Raw genomic sequence first — 24,542 nt, forward strand, 5'->3', positions numbered from 1 at the left:
GACCCAGCCGGCACCCTCGCAGCGCCCCGGGACGCTCAGTGGTCACGCCGACGTCGCCGAGGTGAACATGCGACGCGACACGGGCCACCCGGACGGCCTCCGACCCCTCGCCTCGCCGTCATCGCCGCTGGTCAGACCGTCGGATCGGCGAGTCGTCCCGACGAATCGGCGAGTGGGGCGCTGCGTAGGCCCACGGGCCGCCCCTCACAGTGCGTGTCCGCCGGCCGCCTGCACCACCTGCCCCGTCACCCACCGCGCCTGCGCCGAGGCGAGGAAGACCACGACGTCCGCGATCTCCGCCGGCTCCCCGACCCGGCGCAGCGGAATCCGCGGGGTGACTTCCGCGACGAGCGTGTCGGACATCCACCCGGTCTGCACCGGCCCCGGCGCGACGGCGTTGACGCGCACGCCGTACGGCCCGAGTTCGATGGCCGCCGCCCGGGTGAACGCCTCCAGCGCGGCCTTGGACGTCCCGTAGGCGACCTGTCCGGGAAAGGCCCGCGCCGCGTCCGTACTGAGGTTCACGACGGCACCACCGTGCGGCGCCGCCCCGCCGCCGGTACTCGCCGCGCCGGCCGCCGCACGCCGACGGCGGGCCAACTCCCCCGTCAGCAGCACGGGGCCGAGGAGGTTGGCACCGTAGGTCCGGGTCAGCGTCGCGTGGTCGAGGGTGAGCGTCTCGTCGGGGCCCTCGCAGTGCGCGGCGTTGTTGACGAGCACCATCACGGGCCCGAGCCGCCGCTCGACCGCGTCGAAGAGTTCCCCCGCCGCCCCCGGCACGGCGAGATCCCCCTCGTACGTCATGACATCGGGCGCCCCCAGGTCGAGCAGCCCCTCCGCCACCCGCTCGGCCGCCTCGGCACTGCCCGTGTGATGGTGCACCGTGACGCCGTCGGGAACCGGCGACCCGCCAGCGAAGTAGTGCACCGCGACCCGAGCCCCCTGAGCCGCGAACGCGGCGGCCACGGCGGCCCCGATGCCCTGATGGGCCCCGGTGACGAGGACGGTCCTGTCGGCTAACTCCGTATCAAACACCCGCCCAGCGTGCCACGGAGACCGGCGCGTCCCCCGGCCACGCAGACCCGACGCCTGGGTCCGGCTGGGAGCAGGGTCAGCTCATCAAGAGGGCCGGAGCACCGCGACCGCGCCGGTGGAGGAGGGGCAGGAGACGGCTACTGGCGTACTGGAGAGTGACGACGCGGGTCTGGGGGCCATCGCCACGGTGATATCGCGGCGGACGACGGTCGTACGGGCCTCGGACGTCTCGGCGTTGATTACGTATCGACTCGACGGGGCTCGCCGCGGTTCGGGCGTGGCACTGCTCATCGGGGGCTGCTGAAGCGCAACGCTAGGCTGAACAGCCTTACCGTCGGAGGGGCGTTACATGGGCGATTCGTGGCGGTTGGGCGATAGGTCGCGATCGGTGGAAGTTGTGGAAAACCGGGGTCCCGCGAGGTAAAGCCCCAAGTCAATTGCTCTGGTCCCCGCGCGTGCGGGGGTGGTCCCAGTAGCGCGGTGTAGAGGCCGCCGACCCGGTCCTGGTCCCCGCGCGCGCGGGGGTGGTCCCGTGGTAGTGGAAAACGGTCTGCGTCGCCGCGGCTGGTCCCCGCGCGCGCGGGGGTGGTCCCGGTTCGCTCGGCTCGCCGTCGGCGGCCTGGAGCTGGTCCCCGCGCGCGCGGGGGTGGTCCCAGATGGGCCGCCTGCCCGTACATATGCAGGGGCTGGTCCCCGCGCGTGCGGGGGTGGTCCCCCTGACCTGGCGCGATACCAGCCTGTAGAGAGCTGGTCCCCGCGCGTGCGGGGGTGGTCCCCGGCCGCCGGTGGTGGCGCCGCTCGTGCGGCGCTGGTCCCCGCGCGTGCGGGGGTGGTCCCGTCCGCGCCGCCGACCGCGTGGAGCTGGGCCACTGGTCCCCGCGCGTGCGGGGGTGGTCCCCGCGGCGAGAAGCGCCCGTCGCGGTTGTTGAGCTGGTCCCCGCGCGTGCGGGGGTGGTCCCTCCGTACATCACGTTCTCTGACACAGGGTCTCCTGGTCCCCGCGCGTGCGGGGGTGGTCCCCGGGCCCGCGCCCGTCGCGACCGCGACCGCGCCTGGTCCCCGCGCGTGCGGGGGTGGTCCCATGGTCACGCGTCCCCGCTCGTGCGGACCTTGCTGGTCCCCGCGCGTGCGGGGGTGGTCCGAAGTCGGCGCGCCGTAGATGCGTCCACCGTGACTGGTCCCCGCACGTGCGGGGGTGGTCCCGTGGTCGCGCAGATCTCGGACGCCAAGCACGTCTGGTCCCCGCGCACGCGGGGGTGGTCCCGACTACCGCGAGGCCCAGGCCCGCGCCGACCACTGGTCCCCGCGCGCGGGGGTGGTCCCGCCTTCCCGTCGCGCCGGTCGCTGGCGCGGGTCTGGTCCCCGCGCGCGGGGGTGGTCCCGTCGCGGTGCACACACCGGCCGCGTTCGTCCGCTGGTCCCCGCGCGCGGGGGTGGTCCCGGTCATGAGCGGTGGTCCTTCGGCGTCGTGGTCTGGCCCCCGCGCGCGGGGGTGGTCCCACGTCGGCCGCGGGCAGCCCGGCGGCGGCGAGTTGGTCCCCGCGCATGCGGGGATGGCCCCTGGGCGAACCCGGTGCAGATGATCACGGCGATCTGGTCCCCGCGCATGCGGGGATGGTCCCGCGAGCGGTACGAGGTGGACGAAAAGCGAGCCTGGTCCCCGCACGCAGGGTCCCGCAAGCTGTCGGCCCTCCATGCGCGGCGGTACTGACCCCCGAGCGCGGGGATCACCTCCAGCACCAACAGCCCTCCCCCCACCCCCTGAGCCCCCGGCGACAACCCCACCCCAGCCAGCCAACCCCCCACCCCGCGCACCACCAAAACCAGCACGCCCCCGCCCCACAACCCCGGCGCCCGCGCACGCTCCGGCGTGATCTTCCTCTACCACTGCTCGACCGTCATTACCTGGTCAGAAGAGATCCAAGTTTGTGAATCAATTCACACCTACCCCTTGGCCGGGCCCTGTTTTCCGTGTTGAGATGCGCGCACGACTTCCGGCTCGATGGCGCGCTTGGGGAGGGCAATGTGGCGGACACCGCCATGTCACGTTCTGGATCGTCGGATTCCGAAGGAGAGCCAGGAGGCGGGCTCCATGCCGGACTGTTGGACGACCCTCTGCACACGGCGGTATGGCGGCTGCGTTCGCGCGGTTGCTGGCACGACGCCGCGGAGTTGCTCAGCCCACTGGCCGCGACCGATCCGGTCGCGGCCCGGTTGCGTAGCTCCGTACTGACCGAACAGTGCATGTTCACCGCGGGGAGTTGGGAGGCGGCCGAGGACGCGTTGCGGGCGGCGGAGGCCATCGCGCACACCGATGACGAGCGCGGGGCGGCGGCGTGTGAGCGCGGGCACCTGGCGTACGCGGCCACGCTGTTCGGCAACCGGGACCGGGCGGACGAGGCCCGGGCCGCCCTGGGGCGGGCGGCGGCGCTGCTCGGCCCCGACTCCCGGACCCGCCCGCTGCTCGACTTCCGGCGCGGCCTGCTCGCCCAGCACCTGTCCAAGAACGCGTCCAGCGCCCAGGCCGCCTTCCAACGGGCCCACGCCGCGGCCCTGTCGCACGGCGACGCGTTGCTGTCCTCCTTCACCTGGCGCCACCTCGCCGCGATGGCCGAGGAACGGGGCGACCGGGCCGAGGCCCGGCACGGGTTCGCCGAGTCGCTCAGGATTCGGGAGGAGCTGGGCTACCTCATCGGCATCGCCCCCGCGCTGGTCGCGCTGGCCAGCGTCGAGTCCGAGCCGGAGGCGGCCCGGCTGCGCGCCGAGGCCGGGCGCCTGGTGCGGCTGCTGGGCGGAGTGCCGGCCTGGCTCGCGCGCCGGCTGCGGGCGATGGAGGCGGGGCCCGAGGACAGCGCGGCGGCGGACTGAGCGGGCAGCGTACGGGGCCGGGAGAGGGTACGGGGCGGGCCTGGCGCGGCGGGCGAGCGGGCGCCGGCGGGCGAGCCCCGCGCCCCGGCCTCAGGCGAAGTGGGCGCGGATCACCGTCTCGGCCGCAACCGCGTCGCCCGCCGCCAAGGCGTCCAGCAGCGCCGCGTGCTCGGCGGCGTCGGCGACCAGGTCGCCGTGGTCCCGGGCGGGGGCCGGGGACCACTGGGAGCGGCGGTGCAACTCCGCGGCGATCCGCACGAGTTGGCTGTTGCCGCTCATACCGAGCACCGCCCCGTGGAAGGCCCGGTCCGCGTCCGCGTAGCCGGCCACGTCCCCGCTCGCCGCGGCCAGCGCCGCCGCGTCGGCCAGCGGGCGCAGTGCCGCCCACTGCCGCGCCGGGACCGTGCGGGCCAGCCGCAGGATCGCCGGCACCTCAAGGAGGGCCCGCACCTCGGCCAGTTCGGCGGCCTCGCGCGGGGTGCGCCGGGCGACCCGGAAACCGCGGTTGGGGACGATGTGCACGGCACCCTCGCTGGCGAGCCGCTGCATGGCCTCGCGCACCGGGGTCGCCGAGACGCCGTAGCGGTCGGCGAGCGAGGGGGCGGAGTAGACCCGGTCGGGCGTCAGCTCGCCGGCGAGCAGCGCGGCGCGCAACGCGTCCAACACCTGCTCGCGTACCGAGAACCGGCGTGGCAGGACCGGCGCGGCGGGCGCCGTCCCCGCGCGCGCCCCGGTCCACCCGCCCACGTTCACCTGCGCGGCACACTGCTCCACTCGGCCCCCCTGCGACGTCCCTGTCCGTCTTGGCCCGGACTTTCCGGGCTTCACGCACCATAGGTGGATAGCGCGTCAATTCCTACACCGACCAGTTCGCGTAAGGTAAGCCTTACCTGTCGCAGCCCGTGATTCGGTGGTCCGCTCATGCCCGTGGTGCCCTCCCCTCCGTCCCCACCCTCCGCGCTCGGACCGCTGCGGGCGGCGTACGAGCGACTGAGCGCCGTCTACCCCGCGCTGACCATCACCGACGAGGACCCGCGCACCGGCGACGGCTGGGTCACCGCGGCCGAGCTGGCCGCGGGCGGCCCGGCCCTCGACGCCTTCCTGGCCTGGGACGACGCGCAGGTGCTGCGGGACTACGGGCAGCGCGGCCGGCCCGAGGTCGTCGCCAGCTTCGGGCTGCACCGCTACGCCTGGCCGGCCTGCCTGTTGATCACCATCCCGTGGCTGCTCCAGCGGCGGGTGCCCCGGGTTCCGGTGGACCGGGTCTCCTTCCAGCGCACGCTGGGCCGCATGACGGTGCGCGCCACGACCTTCGCCTGCCTGCCGGACGACCCGGCGGCCAGCGCGCCCGGCGCCCGGGTGGTGCCGGACGAGGCGGCCCTGCGCGCCGAGGTGCGCTCCGCCGTCGCCGAACATCTCGGGCCGGTGCTCGAAGGCTTCCGGCCGCGCATGCGGCGCGGCTCGCGCGCGCTGTGGGGGATGGCGACGGACGAGGTCGTCGAGGGCCTGTGGCACATCGGGCACCTGCTCGGCGAGGAGGAGCGGGCGCTGACCGCGGCCAGCCAACTGCTGCCCGGCGCCACGGCCCCGTACGTCGGCGGCGCCGCGTTCCGCGAGTTGACCGGCCCCGCGGGCCAGCCGCTGCGCACCAGGGACCGGGCGAGCTGCTGCCTCTTCTACACGCTGCGCCCCGAGGACACCTGCGTGACGTGCCCGCGCACCGGCGACGCGGAGCGCGTACGGCGCATGACGGCGGCCTGACGCCCCGTCGCACCGCAACGCGGCGCTCGCCGACCGGAGCTGACTCCCCGACCGGGACCGCGCCCCGTCGACAGGCGTGGCCCGCCTGCGAGAAGGAACGCTGCTCGCGAGGCTGACGACTCATCGGATGGCCTGTCCGCGGCGCGGCGGCCGGCGAGGTGACGCGCCCTCACCGGCCGGCGCGCGCCCCCGGATACGCCCACACACCAGGCCGTCCGAGATTCATCGCCGATCAAGGCCCCGCAACTGGTCAATCGCACCAATCACTTGCGGTAGATTCACCCCATCGGGTTTCGCGACTCGAACGCGACGCGGCGTCATCGTGCCCGCGTTCGGCCCGCATCGCACCTATCCGGATGCCCTGGATCTCCGTTGGCGTCCTCTTGCCCGGAAACGCCCTAGGACAAGGTCCGGTTCCGTCAAGATGACCCGCGATAGGTCGCACTGCGGCTTAAACGTCACGGAAGCGAGGCAAGGGGCACCGGATGAATATGACCGATATATCGCTTGATTGGGCGCTTCCGGTCACCGTGGCCGTCGTCGGAGTCGCGGTAGCGGTGACGTTGAAGACGCGCGGTCAGAAGGTCGCCGCCAAGGAAGCTGCCGCACCCACCGACTCCTGGGAGCGCAGCGAGGAGCGTCGGCGACGCAAGGAAGCCATCTACGGCAGCGCCTCGTACCTGCTGCTGTTCTGCTGTGCGGCGGTGGCCGCCGCGCTGTCCTTCCACGGCCTGGTGGGCTTCGGACGGCAGAACCTGAACCTGCACGGCGGCTGGGAGTACCTGGTCCCGTTCGGGCTCGACGGCGCGGCCATGTTCTGCTCGGTACTGGCGGTGCGCGAGGCGAGTCACGGCGATGCCGCGCTCGGCTCCCGCCTGCTGGTGTGGACGTTCGCGGGCGCCGCGGCCTGGTTCAACTGGGTGCACGCGCCGCGGGGCATGGGGCACGCGGGCGCCCCGCACTTCTTCGCGGGCATGTCGCTGTCGGCGGCCGTACTCTTCGACCGCGCGCTGAAGCAGACCCGTCGGGCCGCCCTGCGCGAGCAGGGTCTGGTGCCGCGCCCGCTGCCGCAGATCCGCATCGTGCGCTGGCTGCGGGCGCCCCGCGAGACGTTCGCCGCCTGGTCGCTGATGCTGCTGGAGAACGTACGGACGCTGGACGAGGCCGTGGAAGAGGTCCGCGAGGACCGGCGGCAGAAGGACCAGGAGCGTCAGCGCCGGCGCGATCAGGACAAGCTGGACCGCGCCCGTATCCGGGCCTACAACCGGCAACACCGGGTGTGGGGCCGGCGCGGTGGGCGGCAGGTGGACGCCGGCGGCGGCCTGCCGGCGCCGGCCGGGCAGCTGAGTTCGGAGAGTGCCATATCCGACGCGACCGGAACCGAACGGCCGGGGAACCTGCCCGTGCTCTCCCGGCCGGCGCTCCAGCCGGTCACCAGCACCGAGAAGGAGGGCAGCGCGGCGGCCTCTGGCCGCCCGCGTACCGTCGACCTGACCGCCGAGGACGACACGCTCACGATCCCGCGCCTCGACTCCCTGGAGGAGAAGCTCGCGGAGATCGAGCGCCAGTTCGGCTGAGTCAGGACACGCTGTGAACGTGGTCCGTGCGGGGAGCGCCCCGTACGGGCCGCGTCGCTTTCCACGCCTCGTACGGTTCGCACGCCTCACCCCCTGATGCGCCCGTACGGCTCGTACGCCTCGCGCACCCGGTACACCTCCGTGCGGCTGCCCGGCGCCGTGCGCGGCGAGGCCGGCGGCCCCCGCTCGGCCTCCGCTCGGCGCCCGTTCGGCGGCCGGGTGGTGGGGCGTACGCGGGCGGCGGGCGGCGTCACGCCGCGCACCACACGCCGCCCGGCCCGGGGCCGGGTGTCCCTCGTCGGCCGCGTCCCGCGTGGTTCAGCCCGGGGCGTCCGCCGCCAGCTCGAACCAGATCACCTTGCCCGCGCCGTGTTCCCGCACGCCCCAGGTGTCCGCCATCGCCTCCACGAGCAGCAGCCCCCGCCCGGACGTGCCGGCGTCCGGCGCCTCCCGGCGTGGTCGGGGCATGCCGTCGGCGAAGTCCCGCACCTCCACCAGCAGTCGGCCGCCCACCTGGGCGTGCGTGCCGCGTGGCAGGCGGGCTCGGACGACGGCGCCGCCGTCCGTGTGCACCAGGGCGTTGGTGGTCAGTTCGCTGGTCAACAGCTCCGCGACGTGGGCCTGCTCCGGGCTGCCGCCCCACTGGCGCAGCAGTTCGCGCAGCGCCCTGCGGACGTCGGAGATCCCTGTGAGCTCTCCTCGGCGCAACTGCCGTGTCATCTGTGGTTCGGCGTCTTCGTGCGCTCCGCCGCCGGCGTCACCCGCCGCGACCCTTCCTACCGCTCCAGCGCTCCCCCCGGTCTCCCCCACGACGTTCCTGGTCTGCCCCGTGATCCGTGCGGCTTCCCCCGAGGCGTTCCGTCCGACGGTCGCCGTATCGGCTTCCCACCGAAGGTCCGTATCGCTTAACCGCGCAGGCTGACGCTTCATACCTCCCCGCCCCGAACCTTTCCTACCGATCCCCGTCTGTCCGACGAACCGTGTGATTCGAACGCGCGCTCTCACCATGCATGCCCACTCAACCGACCCACACTCACCGCCGCCCGCTCAGGGACGGGGGAGGTTGCGCAGGTTTGAGCGGGCCATCTGCACCATCTTCCCCACCCCGCCATCCAGGACGATCTTGCTCGCGGAGAGCGCGAACCCGGTCACCATCTCCGCGCGGATCTTCGGCGGGATCGACAGCGCGTTGGCGTCCGTGACGACGTCCACGAGCGCGGGCCCCTTGTGCGCGAAGGCGTCCCGCAGCGCCCCACGGAGGTTCTTGGGCTTCTCCACCCGCACCCCGTAGGCGCCCGCCGCGCGAGCGATCTGGGCGAAGTCCGGGTTGTTGTTGCTTGTGCCATATGCCGGTAGGCCCGCTACCAGCATCTCCAGCTCGACCATGCCCAGCGAGGAGTTGTTGAACAACACGATCTTCACCGGCAGGTCGTACTGCACCAGGGTGAGGAAATCGCCCATCAGCATGGAGAATCCGCCGTCGCCCGACATGGAGACGACCTGCCGCTTCCGGTCGAGGAACTGCGCGCCGATCGCCTGCGGCAGGGCGTTGGCCATCGACCCGTGCGAGAACGAACCGATCACCCGGCGCCGGCCGTTGGGCGTGAGATAGCGGGCCGCCCAGACATTGCACATCCCCGTGTCCACCGTGAAGACCGCGTCGTCGGCCGCCTCTTCGTCTAGCACCGAGGCGACGTATTCCGGATGGATGGGAATGTGCTTGTCTACCTTGCGGGTGTACGCCTTGACGACCCCTTCCAGTGCGTCCGCGTGCTTGCGGAGCATCCGGTCGAGGAACTTGCGGTTCGTCTTCACCCGCACCTGCGGCGTCAGGCAGCGCAGCGTCTCGCGCACGTCGCCCCAGACGGCCAGCGCCAGCGTGGAACGCCGCCCCAGGTGCTCGGGCCGGACGTCCACCTGCACGATCTTCACGTCGTCCGGCAGGAAGGCGTTGTACGGGAAGTCGGTGCCCAGCAGGATCAGCAGATCGCACTCGTGCGTCGCCTCGTACGCGGCGCCGTAGCCGAGCAGCCCGCTCATGCCGACGTCGTACGGGTTGTCGTACTGAATCCACTCCTTGCCGCGCAGCGCGTGCCCGACCGGGGCCTTGACCCGCTCGGCGAACGCCATCACCTCGTCGTGCGCGCCCGCCGTGCCGCTGCCGCAGAACAGCGTCACCCGCTTCGCGTCGTCCACCAGGCGGGCCAGCTCGGCGATCTCGGCGTCGCCGGGGCGTACGGAGGGCCGCGAGGTCACCAGGGCGTGCTCGACCGCGCGCTCGGGGGCCTGTTCGGCCGCCACGTCGCCCGGCAGCGCGACGACGCTGACGCCGCCACGACCGATGGCGTGCTGCACAGCGGTCTGGAGCACCCTGGGCATCTGCCGGGAGTTGGAGATCAGCTCGCTGTAGTGGCTGCACTCGCGGAAGAGCTGGTCGGGGTGGGTCTCCTGGAAGTAGCTGGTGCCGATCTCGCTGCTGGGGATCTGCGCCGCCAGGGCCAGCACGGGGGCCATGGAGCGGTGCGCGTCGTAGAGGCCGTTGATCAGGTGCACGTTGCCGGGCCCGCAGGAGCCGGCGCAGGCCGCCAGCGACCCGGTGAGCTGGGCCTCGGCACCGGCCGCGAAGGCGGCTGCCTCCTCGTGCCGGACCTGCACCCAGTCGATCCCCGGGGTGCGGCGGATGGCGTCGATGACCGGGTTGAGGCTGTCGCCCACCACCCCGTACAGCCGCTGCACACCGGCTCGCACCAGGATGTCCACGAACTGCTCCGCCACGGTCTGCTTCGCCATCGCGCGCTCGCCCCTTCCGCTGGGTCTCGCGGGTACCGGGCGCCGAGGAGCAGGCGCCCGCTGTCCGGGCCGGGTGCCCCGGTTCCCCCCATCAACCCACGAACCGCGCGGTTACGCCTCCCAGACGGTGACCGCCGTGCGGTCGTCGGCGTAGCCCTTCACCCGCAGCCGCACATCCGCCAGGTAGGCCGCGAGTCCGGGCGGTTCCGCCTGCGACCACCGCTCGCGCAGCGCGTCCGCGAGCGCCGGCTGCCCGGTGAACGGCTCCGCCAGGCCCGGTCCGCACAGCAGCAGCACGTCGCCCGGCCGGGCGACGGCCGCCTGGAAGCGGAACGGTTCGACGGCGGCGCCAGCGGCCTCCGCCCCGGTCGACTCCGTGCTGGCCCCGCCCGGTGCGGCCGGCGGCTCGTCAGCCCCGCCGGCGCCGCCACCGCCGGCCTCCGGCGCGGCGTCCACCGACTCGCCGGCCGGGGACAGGCCCACCGCGATCCGCGGGTCGGCCGGGGGACGCGGGCCGGAACCTGCCGCCGCCTGCGCGGGCGGCGCGTACGGCGCGGCGGGGTCGGTTTCGGGCGGGGCCTGATCGGAGGCGGTGGTGGGGTCACTGTCGGGGGCGGTGGCGTGCCCGGACGGCGCTGCTGTCACGGGGGCGGCGGCCGGCTCCACGTCCTGCCAGGCGCCGTCCCGCAGCCGGAACAGGCCGCCGTCGCCGACGCCGAAAAAGACCCGGGTACGACAGTCGGGGGCGACCGGCAGCAGCAGGCAGCGCAGCGAGGCCGTGTAGGCCGTCGGGTCGAGGCCCAGCTCGTGGGCGTGCGCGCGCAGCCGGACGTAGGCCCGGTCGGTGAGCCGTTGCAGCCCCGACTTGAGCGCGGCGCGGCGCCCGCTGTGCACGTCGTCGGCGAGCCGGACGTGGCTGCGCCCGATCGCCCCGCCGATCGACGCGCACAGTTCGCGGGCCGCCCGGTGCGCGAGCGGCGCGGCCCTGGCACCACTGGCCACGGCCACCAGCAACAGCGCCTCGTCCCCGCTGCCGAAGCGCGCGGTGAGCAGCGCGTCGCGGCGGGGCTCGCCGCGGTAGCGGGCCGAGTCACCGCGCGAGGACACGGCGCGCAGCGTGAGCGGGCCGTAGCGGGCCCCGTCCAACGTGGTGTCGGGCACCAGGGCGTCGAGGTCCGCGGCATCGGCCGGCGGCAGCGCGGTCGGTTCGGCCGCGTACGTCGGCGGGCGGACCCCGATGAACTCCCCCTCGCCACGCGGCTGGCCACTCCGGAACGGCTGCGCCCCGGGCGGGCCGGCCGGCCGCGGCGCGGCCCCGGCGCCCACGGCACCCGCCCCGCCGGCGCCCGCCACGCCCCCGGCGGGCGCCTCGCCGGAGCCGGCCCCGGGCTGGACGGCGGCCGTACCTGATCGGTCGGCCACGGGGCCGTTCGGGCGACCCCGGTGCGGGGCGCTGGGGTGGCGCAACTCGGTCGTGGCCGGATGGTCCTCGGGCGAACTCCACGGGTCGGCGGGGCCGGGGGCCGTGGCGGGTACGTCGCGGATCGGCGCGCTGCGGGACGAGGACGGTACGTCACGTGGCGGCGCTTGGCGTGGCGGCACCTGGCGGGTGGGGAGGTCCCGCGTCGGGAGGTCTCGGGTCGGGAGGTCCCGGGGCGGTACGTCGGCGGGCGGTGCGCTGCGGGTCGGGAGGCGGGTGGTGGGTACGTCGCGGGTTGGCGGGTCGCCGGCGGGGACGCCGCTGGTGGGTTCGGCGTCGGTCGGTACGACGCCGGTCGCGTCGTTGGCGTTGCCGTCGGGGGCGGCGCCGGTGGCGGGGGACGTGGCGGTCTCCGTACGCGTCCCCGTGCTGGAGTCGGTACCCGTGCCGGAGCCGGAGCGGGACTCGTGGGTGGCGGGGTGGCGCGTCGTGGCCTCGCGGGAGGCACCGGTGGTCGGGGCGGCGGGCCCGTCGGAGGTGCGCAGCGCGTTGGGCGGCGTCGTCGGGCTCGGCATCGCGAACCCGACGGGCGTGCCGTAGCCGGGGAGGCCGGGGGCGCCGCCCTCGGTGCCGGGGGGCGGCGGCGGTTCCCAGGGCGCCCGCGCGGTCGGCCGGGGCCGGTTCGCGCTCCCCAGCGGGCCCGGCTCCGCCGTCGGCCGCGGCCTGTGGCCTGCCACCGAGGCCGGGCCGCCCCCGAACAACACGTCCCAGGGCCAGCCGGCCGCCGGGGTACCGGCCGCCGGGGTACCGGCCGCCGGGGTGCCGGCCGCCGAGGCGCCCTCCCCCGCCGGCGCCCCGACCGTGCCCTCGCCCGCCTCCGGCTGACGCGGCGGCCCGACCGCGCCAACGGCGTCCGCGTCGCCGGAAGATATGCGCCCCGCTAACGGCCCGGAGGCCCCGGCCGCCCCCGGCGGCTCCTGCTCCCCCGTCAGACCCTGCCGCGCCGTGCCCTGCGGGCTGTCGGGTGCCACGGATATCCCGCCCGGCTCCGGCGAGCCGGCGCGGGCGTCGGCGCTGTCCGGGGTGGGGTCGCCCGGAGCAGAACCATCAGGGGTGGGGTCGTCGGTGACAGGACCGGACGTCGCCGGTTGGTGCGTCGCGGGCTCGTCGGCAGCCGGCCCGTCCGGCGTCGGGGCCTGGGGTTCGGGGGTCGGCTCCCACCAGGCCAGGACCTGCGCGGCGGCGGGCTGCTCCCACCACGGAAGTTCCTCCGCCGCCGCACCCTGAGCCTTCTCCACGGCCTCCGCCGCGTCCGGGTTCTGGGCTACGTCCGGGGCCTCTGGGACTTCCGGGGTTCGCGGGACCTTCGGATTCTGCGGTGTCTGCGGTGCCGACGGTGTTCGCGCTGCCGTTGGGGAGCCCGTCGCCGCCGAGGTGTCGGGCGCGGCCACGGGCGGGTCCGGTTGCTCCGGCGCCTGCGCCGCCTCCCGTGGCGGGGCGGGCTCCGGCGGGCTCGCGGGGGCGGGCGGAGCCGGGGGCACGGGCGGCGCGGCGGGCGCCTCGTACGGGGGGACGGGCGGCGGAGCCGGAGGCGCGGGCGGGAGCGCGGGTTCGGCCGGGGCCGGGGTCGGTGGCGCGGCGGGTGCGGCGGGCGCCTCGTGCCGGGGCGGGGGCGGCGGTTGGGGCGGGGCTGTCGGGGGACGGGCGTCCTTCGGCGCGGCCTGGTCCGGCGGCGTGCCGAGCGTCTGGGCCGCCGAGTCGAAGCGGTCATCCAGTGAGTCCGGACCGACGGCGGGACCGGTGTCGTCCTGGTCCGCCTCGTACAACTCCCGCCACCAGTCGTCCTCGTGGCCGTGGCGGTGTTCCCCCTGCTGGCTCATGGCCCATATTCTCCACCGCACACGACGCACGTGGACCGGAAGACCAGAACGTCTCCACACCCCGTTCGAGGCGGGAGCCCCGGTCACCGTGGGATGGGCCCCCGCCGATCGACTGGGCAGGAACGCGCTTGCCAGTGCGAGGATGTGTGCCCGCGGGGCGGGTTCACGCCGCGGCGTATTCCCGTCGCGTCCGTCGTTGGCCCGCTTCTCGCCCACCGGCTTTCGCCAACCGGCTTTTCGCTAACCGACTCTCTGGAGGGCGCGGCATGCTGAGTGCACTGGGGCTGGACGAAGGGCAGGAGTCGACGTACCGGACCCTGGTGGCGCTGGGCGCCGCCGAGGTTCCCGAACTCGCCCTCAGGCTGTTCCGCTCGGAGGAGGACGTCGAGCGGGCGCTGCGCCGCCTGGAGCGGCAGGGGCTCGCGGCCCGGTCCGCCGGGCGCGCCGAGCGCTGGGTCGCCGTACCGCCCGACGCCGCGCTGGGCACGCTGCTCGGCCGGCGCCGCCAGGAGTTGGAACGGGCGGAGCGGGCCGTCGCGGTCCTGACCGACGAGTACCGCAACGGGGCGCCCCGGTCGGTGACGCAGGACGCGGTGGAGATCGCCCGCGGCACGACCGCCATCGGCCACCGCTCGCTCCAACTGCTCGCGGCAGCGACCGACGAGGTGTGCGCGCTCGTCCCCGCGACGGAACGACTGCCGCGCGGCGTGCCTTTGCGCCCCGGCGTACGCCATCGCGTCGTGGTCGAGCGGGCGCTGCTGTCGCGCCCCGCGGCGCTCGGCGAACTCGCGGCGTCCCTGGGGCGCGGCTACGAGGCCAAGGTCCGCGTGGTGGACCGGCTGCCGACGACCCTGCTCGCCGTGGACGGACACCTCGCGCTCGTCGCGCTGCACCGCCCGTGCTGCGCCACGACGCCCAGCCGCGGCCCTGGCGCCGCGAGCGAGGCGCACGACGACGCGCCGGCGGAGCCGCGGGACGAGCCGTACGCGGCTGCTCACCTCGGCGCGTACGCCGGCACGTACACCGGCACGTGCGACGAGGGCGTGTGCGGGCGCGGGGCGCGCGGCGAGGCGTTGGTGGTCCATCCCAGCGGTCTGCTCGCCGCGCTGCTCGCGCTCTTCGAGGGGGTCTGGCGGGAGGCCGTACCGCTGCGGCCGGAGGCCGCGCGCCCCGGCGCGGCCCGACCGGCGGCGCCGTCGTCCGCGCCGCCCGACGGCCCGGACGCGACGGATTTGGACATACTGTCGCTGCTGCTGGCCGGGCTGACCGACGCCAGCGTCGCCAAACAACTCGACCTCGGGCTACGCACCGTGCAGCGCCGGGTGAAGGGGCTGATGGAGCGGGCGGGCGTGACGACCAGGCTCCAGCTCGGCTGGCACGCGTACGAGCTCCGCTGGATATCCCGCCCGCCCCGTCCGGCCGCCACCCCCGCCACCGTCGCCGCCCCGCCCGAGGACCGCCCCCACGCCCCGCAGCCCCCTCCCCCGCTCCGTCCCCCGATGCCCCGTACGCCGGCGCACGGCAGCACGGCCGCGCCCGAGCGCACCACGGCGTACGGCCCCGCGCACGCGACCGGGCATCCGGCGCAGGCAACCGCCGACCGGGCCGCGAACGCCACGATCCGCGACGGCAACAAGCCGACACGTCTGAGATCCACGCCCCTACGCCGGGAGCCCGGCCAGCCCGCCGGCCACGGTGACGGCCTGCGCTAGCCACAGGGTCCGGCGGGGCGGCCGGCCCGACCCGCCGGACGCTCCATCCCTCGGCACCGGCAACGACGCGGTCGCAGCCGCTCCGACACCCGACCCCAGGCACCAGGCACCAGGCACCAGGCACCAGGCACCGGAGAACGTCGATGAGCGGTCGGCGGCGTGGTCCGGCAGGCTGGGGCCATGGGTACTGGGCAGCTCGTTCTCGACGGCCTGGTGCTGCTGTTCGGGCTGGTCGGCGTCGTGCTGCCGGGGGTGCCGGGGCCGTTGCTCGTCTGGGCCGGAGTGCTGTGGTGGTCGATGGCCGAACAGACCTCGGTGGCCTGGGCGCTGTTGGCCGGGGCGACGGCCGCGCTGTTGCTCAACCAGGCGCTCAGGTGGCTGTTGCCGGCCCGCAGCATGCGCGGCTCGGGCATCACCCGGGGCACCCTCCTGCTCGCCGCGTGCACCGCGGGGGTCGGCTTCGTCGTCCTGCCCGTGATCGGCGCCGCGCCGGGCTTCCTGGCCGGGCTCTACGCCGCCGAGCGCGTCCGCCTCGGCGCGCACGGCCCGGCCTGGGTCTCCACCCGCGACGCCCTGCGCGCCATCGGCTTCGCCGTCCTGGTCGAGCTGGTCATCTGCCTGCTGATCACCAGCGCCTGGCTGGCCGCGGTGCTCTTCGGCTGAGCGGTGCGGGTGGGCTGGCCCGGCGTCGGCCCGGCCGGGCTCACGTGCTGTGGAGCGCGGCGAAGGCCAGCAAGAGTGCCGCGGTCCGCAACGGTTCCTCCAGAATGGGCGTGTGTCCGGCACCCGTCAGCACATCGACCCTCGCGCCCGGGACGGCGCGGTAGTCCGCCGCGGACGAGGGGCGCCACCTGTCCTGGCGGACGTGGACGTCGCCGTGTTCCAGGCGGAGGGCCGAGTCCGCGCTGGCGCCGGCGACGCCGCTCACCTCGGCGTGTTCGTCGGATGGCGTCATGCGCCCACGGTCACCTCCGGGACGCGCCCCCGGCTTGGACGAATGTTCCCTCCGGCCACTGCCGACGGGGCCCACCATGTGTTCCCTCCGACCACCGCTGACGGGGTCCACCATGGCTGACCGGGAGGCGCCCGCCGCGTGGGACGTCGCCCGCCCGTCGCGCCCCAGCCGGGTGGCCGGGGCCGACATGGCCGGGTTCCGGGTCCCGAACCTGGCGGCCGGTGGCCTGCGGGTGGTTCCGCACCCGGCCGTGATGCTCGTCCTGGAGTTCGGCGCGGGCCCGCCCACCGTGGACGACGGCACCGGGCGACAGCACCAGGGAAGCCTCGTCGCCGGGCCCGGTTTCGGCTCCGGGGGCGGGGTCCGGGCCTGGGGCGAGCGCGTCGAGTGCGTACAGGTCCGGCTGTCCCCGGTGCTCGCACGCCGGGTGCTGGGCGTCCCTCCGGCCGATCTGACCGGTACGGCGGTCCCGCTCGACGACCTGTGGGGCCGGGAGGCGGCACGGCTGCGCGAGCGACTGGGCGAGAGTCGCTCGTGGCGGGAACGCTTCGCGCTGACGGACGCGCTGCTCGCCCACCGGCGCGCGACGCGACCGCCGGCGGACCGGCGGTGGCCTGGGCCTGGGACCGGATCGTCGCCAGCGGCAGTCGCGTCCGGGTCGACGGCCTGGCGGTCGAACTCGGCTGGAGCCGCAAGCGCCTGTGGTCCCAGTTCCACGCGCACCTCGGCATGGCGCCCAAGCACGCCGCGAAGCTCGTCCGCTTCGACCACGCGGTGCACCGCATGGTCGCGGGGCACGGCGCGGCCCGCGCGGCGGCGGACAGCGGCTACTGCGACCAGTCCCACCTGCACCGGGACGTCAGGGCCTTCACCGGCGCCACGCCGACGGCCGTGGTGGACGAGCCGTTCCTGACGGTGGACGACCGCGCCTGGCCGTCCGGGCCGCCGGCCCGGACGAGCCCGGCACGGGAACGCTGAACACCGCCGGCCCACCCACCCCGATCGGGGCCCCAATCGGGGTGTCAGGGTGACACGGGAGCGGATACCTCTGGTGACAGCGGGTGCATACGTGTAGCGTCTGCTCAAGCTGTCATGGTTCGGAAGTACCCCTTCGCCCACGTCCTCGGCGTGGGCGTTCTGCTGTGTTGTGCCGCAGGAACCAGGGCGATCACCTCCGTCCCCCGCACCTCGCGGGGAGACGCACATCGGCTGGAAGGCATGAGACATGGCTACAGGAACTGTGAAGTGGTTCAACGCGGAAAAGGGCTTCGGCTTCATCGCCCAGGACGGCGGCGGTCCGGACGTGTTCGCGCACTACTCCGCGATCAACTCCACGGGCTTCCGTGAGCTCCAGGAGGGCCAGGCCGTCACGTTCGACGTCACCCAGGGCCAGAAGGGCCCGCAGGCCGAGAACATCAACGTCGCCTGACGCCCCCTTCGCCCACGCCCGGAGCGTACGACCGCCCCGGGCAGGCCCGACCGTCTGACGGGCACCGCGACAGCGGGGCCCGGTCTTCCGACGACGACGTCTCGGACGATGACGGCCGGGTCGTGGGCGGCACCTGATCAGGGCCGTGCGGCACTGTGCCGCGCGGCCCTGATCCGCGTTCGTATGCGGGACGTACCGCAGAACGCGGCATCATCACGACGACCCGGCACCCAGTACTGCCCCAGCCCTGGCGCACCGCGCGGGACCCTGGCGCACCGCCGGCGCACGGCACACCCGTGTGGGTGAAAAGCGCGCCCGGTGACTGTCCTCGGTTGACGCTTTGCAGTCTTCTGGTTCGAGGTTGCCCCCGGCTGCCCGCGTACGAGTCCGGTGGTCCGCGTCGCGGACCCGCCCCCGACCCGTGAGCCGCGTGGCTGGGTGTCGCATCACCGCGTCGAGGCCGGAGGGGCCGATGAGGACAGCAGTGGTCGCGGTCGACGTGCGGGCAGGGGACGTGCTCTGCCCGGCACTGGACAAGGAAGCCCCGGAGAAACTGACCAGGGGGACGCTCGCCGCGCTCCACGCGGGCACGATGGTGACCGGGGTCGCCGCCACCACGGTGGCGGCCGGCGGGACGGTGAACTACTACGCGCAGCCGGAGGTCGTACCCGCCGGTGTCGCCGGGCTCGGGGCAGGGCCGCCGTCGGCGGTGGTGGCCGACGCCCAGGGCCGCTGCGCGCGTCAACTACCGGTGGTGGAGGGCGCGTTCGTCGTCGGCGAGTGTGATGCGCGGGGGAATGTCACCGTGGCGCCGAAGCACGACTTCGCGAACGTCCTCGACTTCGGCGCCAGAGGCGACGACCAGAGCGACGACTGGGACGCCATCACCCGCGCCATGCGCTCCCTGCACCCGCTCCAGCCGGGCGTGGTCTACTTCCCGGCGGGCTACTACCGCGTCAGTCGCCCGCTGGTCGTCGACCGGGAGCGGGGGCAGATCGAACTGCTCGGCGAGAGCGAGCACACCACCACGGTCAGGTTCTTCGCCGGACACGGTCCCGCGCTGTGCGTCTCGCCGAGGTCGCTGGGACACCTGCCCACGGGGGACGCGTTGCTCACCGGGGAGGGCCGGGCCGGTGCCCTCAGCGCGGGCAACAGGAGCACCATCAACCTCCGCGACAGCCCGGCGTTCGACGACCTGGACGGCGCGGCGTCCTTCTCCGTCTCGTGCACGGTACGCCCCGAGGCGCTCCCGCTCGGGGGCGGTGAGCCGGTCGTCACGAGTTCGGGGCGGCGACTGGACAGCGAGCCGGCGACCTGCGCGTTCGGCATCTTCCTCGGCGGTGCGACGGGACAGGTCACGGTCAGCGCCACCGCTCGGCTGAACGGTGTGGACTACCCCGTCACCCACCCCGGCGGCTTCCCGGTCGGGCAGACCTTCCACCTCTCCCTCGTCTGGGACGGCACCCACCTCGACCTCTACGCCGGGCCACCCGGTGCGGTGCTCACGCCCGTGGAGCCGCCGGCGGCGCACCGTCCACCACCCGGCGCGAAGCTGACCCTGCCCGTCGAGGAAGGCATCTACCTCGGGGCCCGAAGCCAGCAGCGCTGGCCGGAATGGCTGGACCACACGCGGCCGTTCACCGGCCGCGTCGACTCCCTGCGCATCAGCGACTTCGTGATCGACCGGGACGCGGCGCGCGGGTTCACCGCCCCCACGGCGAAGTTCCCCACCGACTTCGCCACCAACGTCAGGCCCGACCCCGCCGATCCGGCCAGGCCGCTGATCACCCGGATGCTGATCAACTTCGACCGTGACGTCGACGCCTTCACCGTCGGGTCGACCTGGTACCGCGCGGACGGCGGCCAGGCCCTGAACCCCACCCCGGTCTACCTGATGTACCAGTGGGGCGGAACGCCCGTCGCGGGCTCGGCCGTCACGGTCCGGCGCCTGGAGTTCCAGAGCCCCGCCGGTACGGGAATCCACGGGCAGCTCGCCAACAGCTCGGTGCTCAGCCACATCCGCGCCACCGCCGTACGCGACGGAGTGCGGCTACGGCACAACTCGTACCTCTCCGAGATCGAGCACCTCTACGTCAGCGCCACCCGGTTGGGCCTCGCGCTGGGCGGCAGTGCGCTGGCGAGGGTCGACCGGTTGCAGGTTCTCGGAACCCAGTACGACTTCGTCGCGACCGACATCGTCGGCGTCACCGCCCGCGACTGGTACATCGGCGGTTTCCGCTCCATCGTGCCGCTGCTGCTCACCTCGGGGGCTCCGTACGGGACCTTCCACGGCATCGGCGTGACCATCTCCTCCGAGACGACCCAGGAACACCCGGAGACCTGGCAGGCCGCCGTGGCGACGTCCGACCTGCACCATCTCCTCCTGGAGGGCTCGGTCCTGGAGACCAGCTTCCTCGTACGGAGCGACTGCCCACCGGTACTCATCGACAACTCCTCGCTCCTCGTCGCCCAGGAGCACCCCAAGCCCCCGCTGGAGATCCCCACCGCGTCGACGTTCGTGAACTGCGAGTTCCGCCCCAGCGCGCGCACGCGCGCGAACGTGCGGTTCTCCGGTAGGCGGGGCCCGACGCCGGTCCGGATCATCGGCAGCACCAGCAACCCCGCGCAACCCTGGGCCCTGCCCCAGGACGAGCACATGGTGTCCCACCTCGGCGGCTGCGTGTCCACGACGGACAGTGGGCAGACACAGTGGCGCGGCGGGCGGGACTGGGTGTTCGCCTTCGACGCCGGGACCGGACGCGTCGCGGCCCGCGAACGGGAGACCCAGGGCAGCGGCATCGCGACGTCCCACCCCATCACCCTGGCCGGCCTCCCCCTGGCCCCCGGCGCGAGCCGCTACCTGGCCCACGTCATGGCCACCGACGCGACAGGCCGGGCCGCGACCTGGACTCTCGAACAGGGCCTGAGCAACATCGGCGGAACGGTCACCCGCTGGTCCCCCGAAACCCGCGTGCTCGATTCCTTCGGCTCCGCCGACGGCTCGGTGCCGACCGGATGGAACCCACCACAGATCGTCCCGTCGGACACCCGCGCCGTGGTGAGGTGCTCCCCACCGGCGGGGCAGACGCTGGCCTTCACGGTCAGGCTCCAGGCGATCGAGGGGCTGGCGGCTTCCTGACGGGCCGACGGCGCCACCACGACCACACGCTCCGCGGCCTCACCCAGCCGCGCCAACCCCCTATCCCCGATACGCCTCCAACAACCGCAGCCACACCTCGCTGATCGTGGGATAGGCCGGCACCGCGTGCCAGAGGCGGTCGATGGGGATCTCGGCCACCACGGCCAGGCTCGCGGAGTGCAGGAGTTCGCCGACGGCGGGGCCCGCGAAGGTGGCGCCGATCAGGTGGTCGCGGTCCAGGTCGACGACGATGCGGGCCTGGCCGCGGTAGCCGTCCACGTACAGGCTGGCGCCCGCCACCTGGCCCAGGTCCTGGTCGATGACGCGTACGCGGCGGCCGGCGCGCTCCGCCTCGGCGGCGGTCAGGCCCACCGCGGCCACCTCGGGGTCGGTGAACACGACCTGCGGGGCGCCCGCGCGGTCGGCGGTGGCCGCGTGCGCGCCCCACGGGTCGGTCTCCAGGAGCGGCAGGCCCTGCGCCCGGGCGGCGATGACGGCGCCCGCGACGCGCGCCTGGTACTTGCCCTGGTGGGTCAGCAGCGCCCGGTGGTTGGCGTCGCCCACCGCGTACAGCCAGCCGCCCGCCACGTCCCGCACCTGACAGGTGTCGTCCACGTCGAGCCACGCGCCGGGGGTCAGCCCGACCGTCTCCAGGCCGATGTCGTCGGTGCGCGGTGCCCGGCCGGTGGCGAAGAGGACCTCGTCCGCTTCGAGGGTGCCGCCCGCGCCCGCCCCGTCGCCGGAGAGGGTGAGCGTGACGGGCCCGGTCGGGTCGGGGCGTCGTACGTCCGTCACCGACGTGCCGGTACGGAGGTCCACGCCGGCCTCGGTGAGCGCGGCGGCGACGAGTTCGCCGGCGAACGGCTCCATCCGGGGCAGCAGGCCCTGGCCACGGACCAGCAGGGTCACCTCGGCGCCGAGCGCCCGCCAGGCGGTGGCCATCTCCACGGCGACGACGCCGCCGCCCACCACGGCGAGCCGCCCCGGGACGCTGGCGGCGCTGGTGGCCTCGCGGCTCGTCCACGGCCGCGCGTCGGCGAGCCCGGGCAGGTCGGGCAGGGCGGCGCGGCTGCCGGTGCAGACCGCGACGGCGTGCCGCGCGGTGAGCGTGCGCTGTCGGCCGTCCGGCTCCGTCACCGTGACCCGCCGGGGCCCGTCGAGGCGTCCGTGCCCGCGCACCAGGTCGATCCCGGCCGAGTCCAGCCACTGGGCCTGGCCGTCGTCCTTCCAGTGCGAGGCGAACGCGTCGCGGTGGGCCAGCACGGCCGACGCGTCCAACGGCCCGGTCACGGCCTGCCGCAGCCCCGGCGTGCGCCGGGCGTCGGCCCGCGCGAGTACCGGGCGCAGCAGCGCCTTGCTGGGCATGCAGGCCCAATACGAGCACTCGCCGCCGATCAGTTCGCTCTCGACGACGACGGCGGACAGGCCCTGCGCGTGCGCCCGGTCGGCCAGGTTCTCGCCGACCGGGCCCGCGCCCAGGACGATGACGTCGTACGTGTCCATGGCGGCGTCCATCACAACCCGCTCTCTCTGTTGGCGACGGGGACCCGCGGTCCTCGGCAACGGCTCGGCTACGGCGTGACCGGGGCCCGCGGCCTCGGTCACGCCATCGGCGACGCGGCCCGGTCCGGCGCGGATTCGGCGCGGCTCGGTGTGAGCTGGTCGGTCCGCTGTCGGCTGGCCCGGGTCGCGCCCTCCGCAAGGCTCCATCCTTACCCCGGCGCTCGGGGCGAGCCACCCGGCGGCGCGGAATGGGCAACGGGTCGCGGTGCCGGGCGCCCCGGCCGGGCGTACGCCGGGGCCTTCCGTACCGGCTTCGGGGTACGGCGGCGACCGCGGGGGCCGGGCCCGAGCGGGCCCGGCCCCCGAGGCACCACGCGTCCGGTGGGTCACGGCTTGCGCTGCACGCCCCGCTTGCGTTCCATCATGTGCCGGCCGAGTGCCTGCCGTTGCTTCCAGTCGCGCCGCATCTCGGCCCGCATCCGGGCGTCGGTGCGGGCGGCGATGCGCTCGTTCTCGCGCAGGAGCTTGCGGTAGCTGTCCAGCCGGCGCTGTTGGAGCGAGCCGTCCTCGACCGCGGCGAGGACCGCGCAGTGCGGCTCCGCCTGGTGGGCGCAGTCGTGGAACCTGCACTGCTCGGACAGCGCCTCGATCTCGGAGAACACGCGGGCGACGCCGTCCTCCGCGTCCCACAGCCCGACGCCGCGCAGCCCGGGGGTGTCGATGAGCACCCCGCCCCAGGGCAGTGCGAGCAGGTTGCGGGTGGTGGTGGTGTGCCGGCCCTTGCCGTCCATGTCGCGGGTGGCCCGCACCTCCTGCGCGTCCTCGCCGACGAGCGCGTTGGCCAGCGTGGACTTGCCGGCGCCGGACTGGCCGAGCAGTACGGCGGTGCCGCCGGCGAGCGAGGCGGCGAGGATGTCCACGCCGTCGCCGGTGGCCGCGCTGACCGCGAGGACCTGCACGCCGGGCGCGGTGTTCTCGCAGTCGGCGACCAGGTGGCCGAGCGTGGCCGCGTCGTCCACCAGGTCCGCCTTGGTCAGCACGACCAGCGGCGTCGCCCCGCTCTCCCAGGCCAGGGCCAGGAACCGCTCCACCCGCCCGAGGTCGAGTTCGACCGCGAGCGAGACGGCGATCAGGGCGTGGTCGACGTTGGCGGCCAGGATCTGACCCTCGGACCGCTGCGACGAGGTGGAGCGCACGAAGGCGGTACGGCGCGGCAGCAGCGTCCGCACGTAGCGCGGGTCAGTGCCGTCGGGGTCGAGCGCGGCCCAGTCACCCGTGCACACCACCCGCAGCGGGTCGTGCGGCGTGACGTACTCGGTGTCCGCGCGGACCACGCCGTACGGGGTGACGCTGTCGCACTGGCCACGGTCGACCCGCACCACGCGCCCGGGCACCAGCCCCTGCGCGGCGTACGGGGCGAACTCGGCCTCCCAGTGCGCGTCCCAGCCGTACGGGGCGAGCGGGTGCGCGGCGGAGGAGCCGGAAGAACCGGACGAACCAAGGGAACCAGTGGAACCGTCGGAACCAGTGGAACCGGAGGAGAGAGAGGAAAGGGAGGAGCGAGGAGAAGAGGAAGACACAGGGTGACCCTTCGGGAGGGGCCCCGGCCGGGCGCGACGACGCGCGGCGAAGAGAGGATCAGCCGGGGACCACGGAGGTGGACTTGATGAACTCGCGGAAGCGGGCAGCGCCCAGCGCAACGACAGCCATCGGTCGACACCTCCTCGTCACACACGGTCTGACTTCGGCGGCTTGCTGCCGCCGAGGGGAACAGCGAGCACTCTAGCCCCGTACCGCGCGGCCCGGCCACCGCTTTTTCGCGGGCCGTCACACCGGGCTCCCCGTGGGCTCTTCGCGGGGCTTTTCGCGGAACTTCTCGCGGGTGGCCGTGGGTGTCGGGCGCGGGGGTGGGCTTGACCGATTCGGTGAATTGCGAAACTTCGCAATTCGTTGGATGGTGTGCGGGCGGTGCGCAGGGGCGCCCGCGCTCAGCAGCCTGTCGCCGCGCCGGCCGCCGTCCGGCCCGCGGTCGGGCGCACCCGGCCCGGCCGGAGTGCGGGGAAGTCGAGGTCGAGGGGTCGTGTCGGTTCCGCTGTACCAGGCGAAGGCCGAGTTCTTCCGCATGTTGGGCCACCCCGTGCGGATACGCGTACTGGAGCTGTTGCGGGACGGGCCGCTGCCCGTGCGGGAGTTGTTGGCCGCGATCGAGGTGGAGCCGTCCGCGCTGTCGCAGCAGCTCGCGGTGTTGCGCCGGTCGGGCATCGTCACCTCGCGGCGGGACGGCTCGACGGTCGTGTACGCGCTGGCCGGCGGCGACGTGGCCGATCTGATGCGGGCCGCCCGGCGCATCCTGACCGAGATGCTCGCCGGGCGGCACGAGTTGCTCGACGTCCTGCGGGAGGCTGAGCCGGCGAAGGTCGCGGCGCGGTGAGCGCCACCGTCCCGCGCGGGGCCGTTGGCCCGGCGCGGTCCC

General features: G+C 74.6%; 15 protein-coding genes, 4 pseudogenes and 1 CRISPR repeat array. Of the genes and pseudogenes, 10 read left to right on the plus strand and 9 right to left on the minus strand.

Annotated elements, in window-relative coordinates; all coding sequences use genetic code 11:
* Positions 1-204: 204 nt before the first annotated feature.
* Positions 205-1,035 carry an SDR family NAD(P)-dependent oxidoreductase gene (locus AC3CHW_RS06225; RefSeq protein ID WP_488469826.1) on the minus strand — a complete coding sequence of 277 codons (831 nt, stop codon included), beginning with the start codon at positions 1,033-1,035 and terminating at the stop codon, positions 205-207.
* A 442-nt stretch (positions 1,036-1,477) separates the two neighbouring features.
* Positions 1,478-2,300: a CRISPR direct-repeat array (repeat unit 29 nt; unit sequence CTGGTCCCCGCGCGTGCGGGGGTGGTCCC).
* Between the two features lie 775 nt (positions 2,301-3,075).
* Between AC3CHW_RS06225 and AC3CHW_RS06230 the strand changes: the two genes are divergently transcribed.
* On the plus strand, positions 3,076-3,903 hold the full coding sequence (locus AC3CHW_RS06230) for a hypothetical protein (RefSeq protein WP_232109710.1): 828 nt from the start codon (positions 3,076-3,078) through the stop codon (positions 3,901-3,903).
* Between the two features lie 90 nt (positions 3,904-3,993).
* Here the strand turns inward: AC3CHW_RS06230 and AC3CHW_RS06235 are convergent, their stop codons facing one another.
* Positions 3,994-4,677, minus strand: a complete 684-nt coding sequence (locus AC3CHW_RS06235) for a GntR family transcriptional regulator (protein WP_488469827.1) — start codon at positions 4,675-4,677, stop codon at positions 3,994-3,996.
* A gap of 153 nt (positions 4,678-4,830) precedes the next feature.
* Here AC3CHW_RS06235 and AC3CHW_RS06240 point away from each other — a divergent pair, with 153 nt between their 5' ends.
* Positions 4,831-5,664 carry a (2Fe-2S)-binding protein gene (locus AC3CHW_RS06240; protein ID WP_488469828.1) on the plus strand — a complete coding sequence of 278 codons (834 nt, stop codon included), beginning with the start codon at positions 4,831-4,833 and terminating at the stop codon, positions 5,662-5,664.
* Positions 5,665-6,149: 485 nt separating this feature from the next.
* A complete protein-coding gene (locus AC3CHW_RS06245) occupies positions 6,150-7,241 on the plus strand; it encodes a DUF2637 domain-containing protein (RefSeq protein WP_488469829.1) in 1,092 nt (363 codons plus the stop codon).
* A gap of 86 nt (positions 7,242-7,327) precedes the next feature.
* Here the strand turns inward: AC3CHW_RS06245 and AC3CHW_RS06250 are convergent, their stop codons facing one another.
* From AC3CHW_RS06250 to AC3CHW_RS06265, 4 genes are all read right to left on the minus strand, one after another.
* Positions 7,328-7,495: a hypothetical protein gene (locus AC3CHW_RS06250; protein WP_488469830.1), complete on the minus strand. Its 168-nt coding sequence runs from the start codon at positions 7,493-7,495 to the stop codon at positions 7,328-7,330.
* 64 nt (positions 7,496-7,559) lie between these two features.
* Positions 7,560-7,961: an ATP-binding protein gene (locus AC3CHW_RS06255; RefSeq protein ID WP_488469831.1), complete on the minus strand. Its 402-nt coding sequence runs from the start codon at positions 7,959-7,961 to the stop codon at positions 7,560-7,562.
* A 327-nt stretch (positions 7,962-8,288) separates the two neighbouring features.
* A complete protein-coding gene (locus tag AC3CHW_RS06260; RefSeq protein WP_459247739.1) occupies positions 8,289-10,031 on the minus strand; it encodes a pyruvate dehydrogenase in 1,743 nt (580 codons plus the stop codon).
* Between the two features lie 111 nt (positions 10,032-10,142).
* Complete coding sequence (locus AC3CHW_RS06265; protein ID WP_488469832.1) at positions 10,143-12,026, minus strand: protein phosphatase 2C domain-containing protein; 1,884 nt, start codon at positions 12,024-12,026, stop codon at positions 10,143-10,145.
* 1,571 nt (positions 12,027-13,597) lie between these two features.
* Here AC3CHW_RS06265 and AC3CHW_RS06270 point away from each other — a divergent pair.
* From AC3CHW_RS06270 to AC3CHW_RS06280, 3 genes and pseudogenes are all read left to right on the plus strand, one after another.
* Positions 13,598-13,789: pseudogene (locus AC3CHW_RS06270) on the plus strand (helix-turn-helix domain-containing protein); the annotation flags it as partial.
* A 591-nt stretch (positions 13,790-14,380) separates the two neighbouring features.
* A pseudogene (locus tag AC3CHW_RS06275) lies at positions 14,381-14,746 on the plus strand (helix-turn-helix domain-containing protein); the annotation flags it as partial.
* Positions 14,747-15,223: 477 nt separating this feature from the next.
* Positions 15,224-15,706 carry a DUF456 domain-containing protein gene (locus AC3CHW_RS06280; RefSeq protein ID WP_176164664.1) on the plus strand — a complete coding sequence of 161 codons (483 nt, stop codon included), beginning with the start codon at positions 15,224-15,226 and terminating at the stop codon, positions 15,704-15,706.
* A 40-nt stretch (positions 15,707-15,746) separates the two neighbouring features.
* Here AC3CHW_RS06280 and AC3CHW_RS06285 read toward each other — a convergent pair.
* Positions 15,747-15,896, minus strand: a pseudogene (locus AC3CHW_RS06285) (alpha/beta hydrolase); the annotation flags it as partial.
* A 289-nt stretch (positions 15,897-16,185) separates the two neighbouring features.
* On the opposite strand from AC3CHW_RS06285, the pseudogene AC3CHW_RS06290 reads away from it, so the two are divergent.
* The 3 genes and pseudogenes from AC3CHW_RS06290 to AC3CHW_RS06300 all read left to right on the plus strand — a co-directional run bounded on the left by AC3CHW_RS06290 (position 16,186) and on the right by AC3CHW_RS06300 (position 20,566).
* Positions 16,186-16,976 (plus strand): annotated as a pseudogene (locus AC3CHW_RS06290) (AraC family transcriptional regulator).
* A 247-nt stretch (positions 16,977-17,223) separates the two neighbouring features.
* Positions 17,224-17,427, plus strand: coding sequence for a cold-shock protein (locus tag AC3CHW_RS06295; protein ID WP_031104458.1), 204 nt, complete (start codon positions 17,224-17,226; stop codon positions 17,425-17,427).
* A gap of 472 nt (positions 17,428-17,899) precedes the next feature.
* On the plus strand, positions 17,900-20,566 hold the full coding sequence (locus tag AC3CHW_RS06300) for a glycosyl hydrolase family 28-related protein (RefSeq protein WP_488469833.1): 2,667 nt from the start codon (positions 17,900-17,902) through the stop codon (positions 20,564-20,566).
* Between the two features lie 60 nt (positions 20,567-20,626).
* Here the strand turns inward: AC3CHW_RS06300 and AC3CHW_RS06305 are convergent, their stop codons facing one another.
* Together AC3CHW_RS06305 and rsgA are read right to left on the minus strand one after the other, a co-directional pair.
* On the minus strand, positions 20,627-22,069 hold the full coding sequence (locus AC3CHW_RS06305; RefSeq protein ID WP_488469834.1) for a dihydrolipoyl dehydrogenase family protein: 1,443 nt from the start codon (positions 22,067-22,069) through the stop codon (positions 20,627-20,629).
* Between the two features lie 386 nt (positions 22,070-22,455).
* Positions 22,456-23,649 (minus strand): ribosome small subunit-dependent GTPase A, encoded by a 1,194-nt coding sequence (gene rsgA / locus AC3CHW_RS06310; RefSeq protein ID WP_488469835.1) that lies wholly within the window; start codon positions 23,647-23,649, stop codon positions 22,456-22,458.
* A gap of 500 nt (positions 23,650-24,149) precedes the next feature.
* Here rsgA and AC3CHW_RS06315 point away from each other — a divergent pair, with 500 nt between their 5' ends.
* A complete protein-coding gene (locus tag AC3CHW_RS06315; RefSeq protein ID WP_398611237.1) occupies positions 24,150-24,500 on the plus strand; it encodes an ArsR/SmtB family transcription factor in 351 nt (116 codons plus the stop codon).
* Positions 24,501-24,542: the final 42 nt, after the last annotated feature.

This window comes from Streptomyces sp. MGP-BFMKR1 (assembly GCF_057766585.1).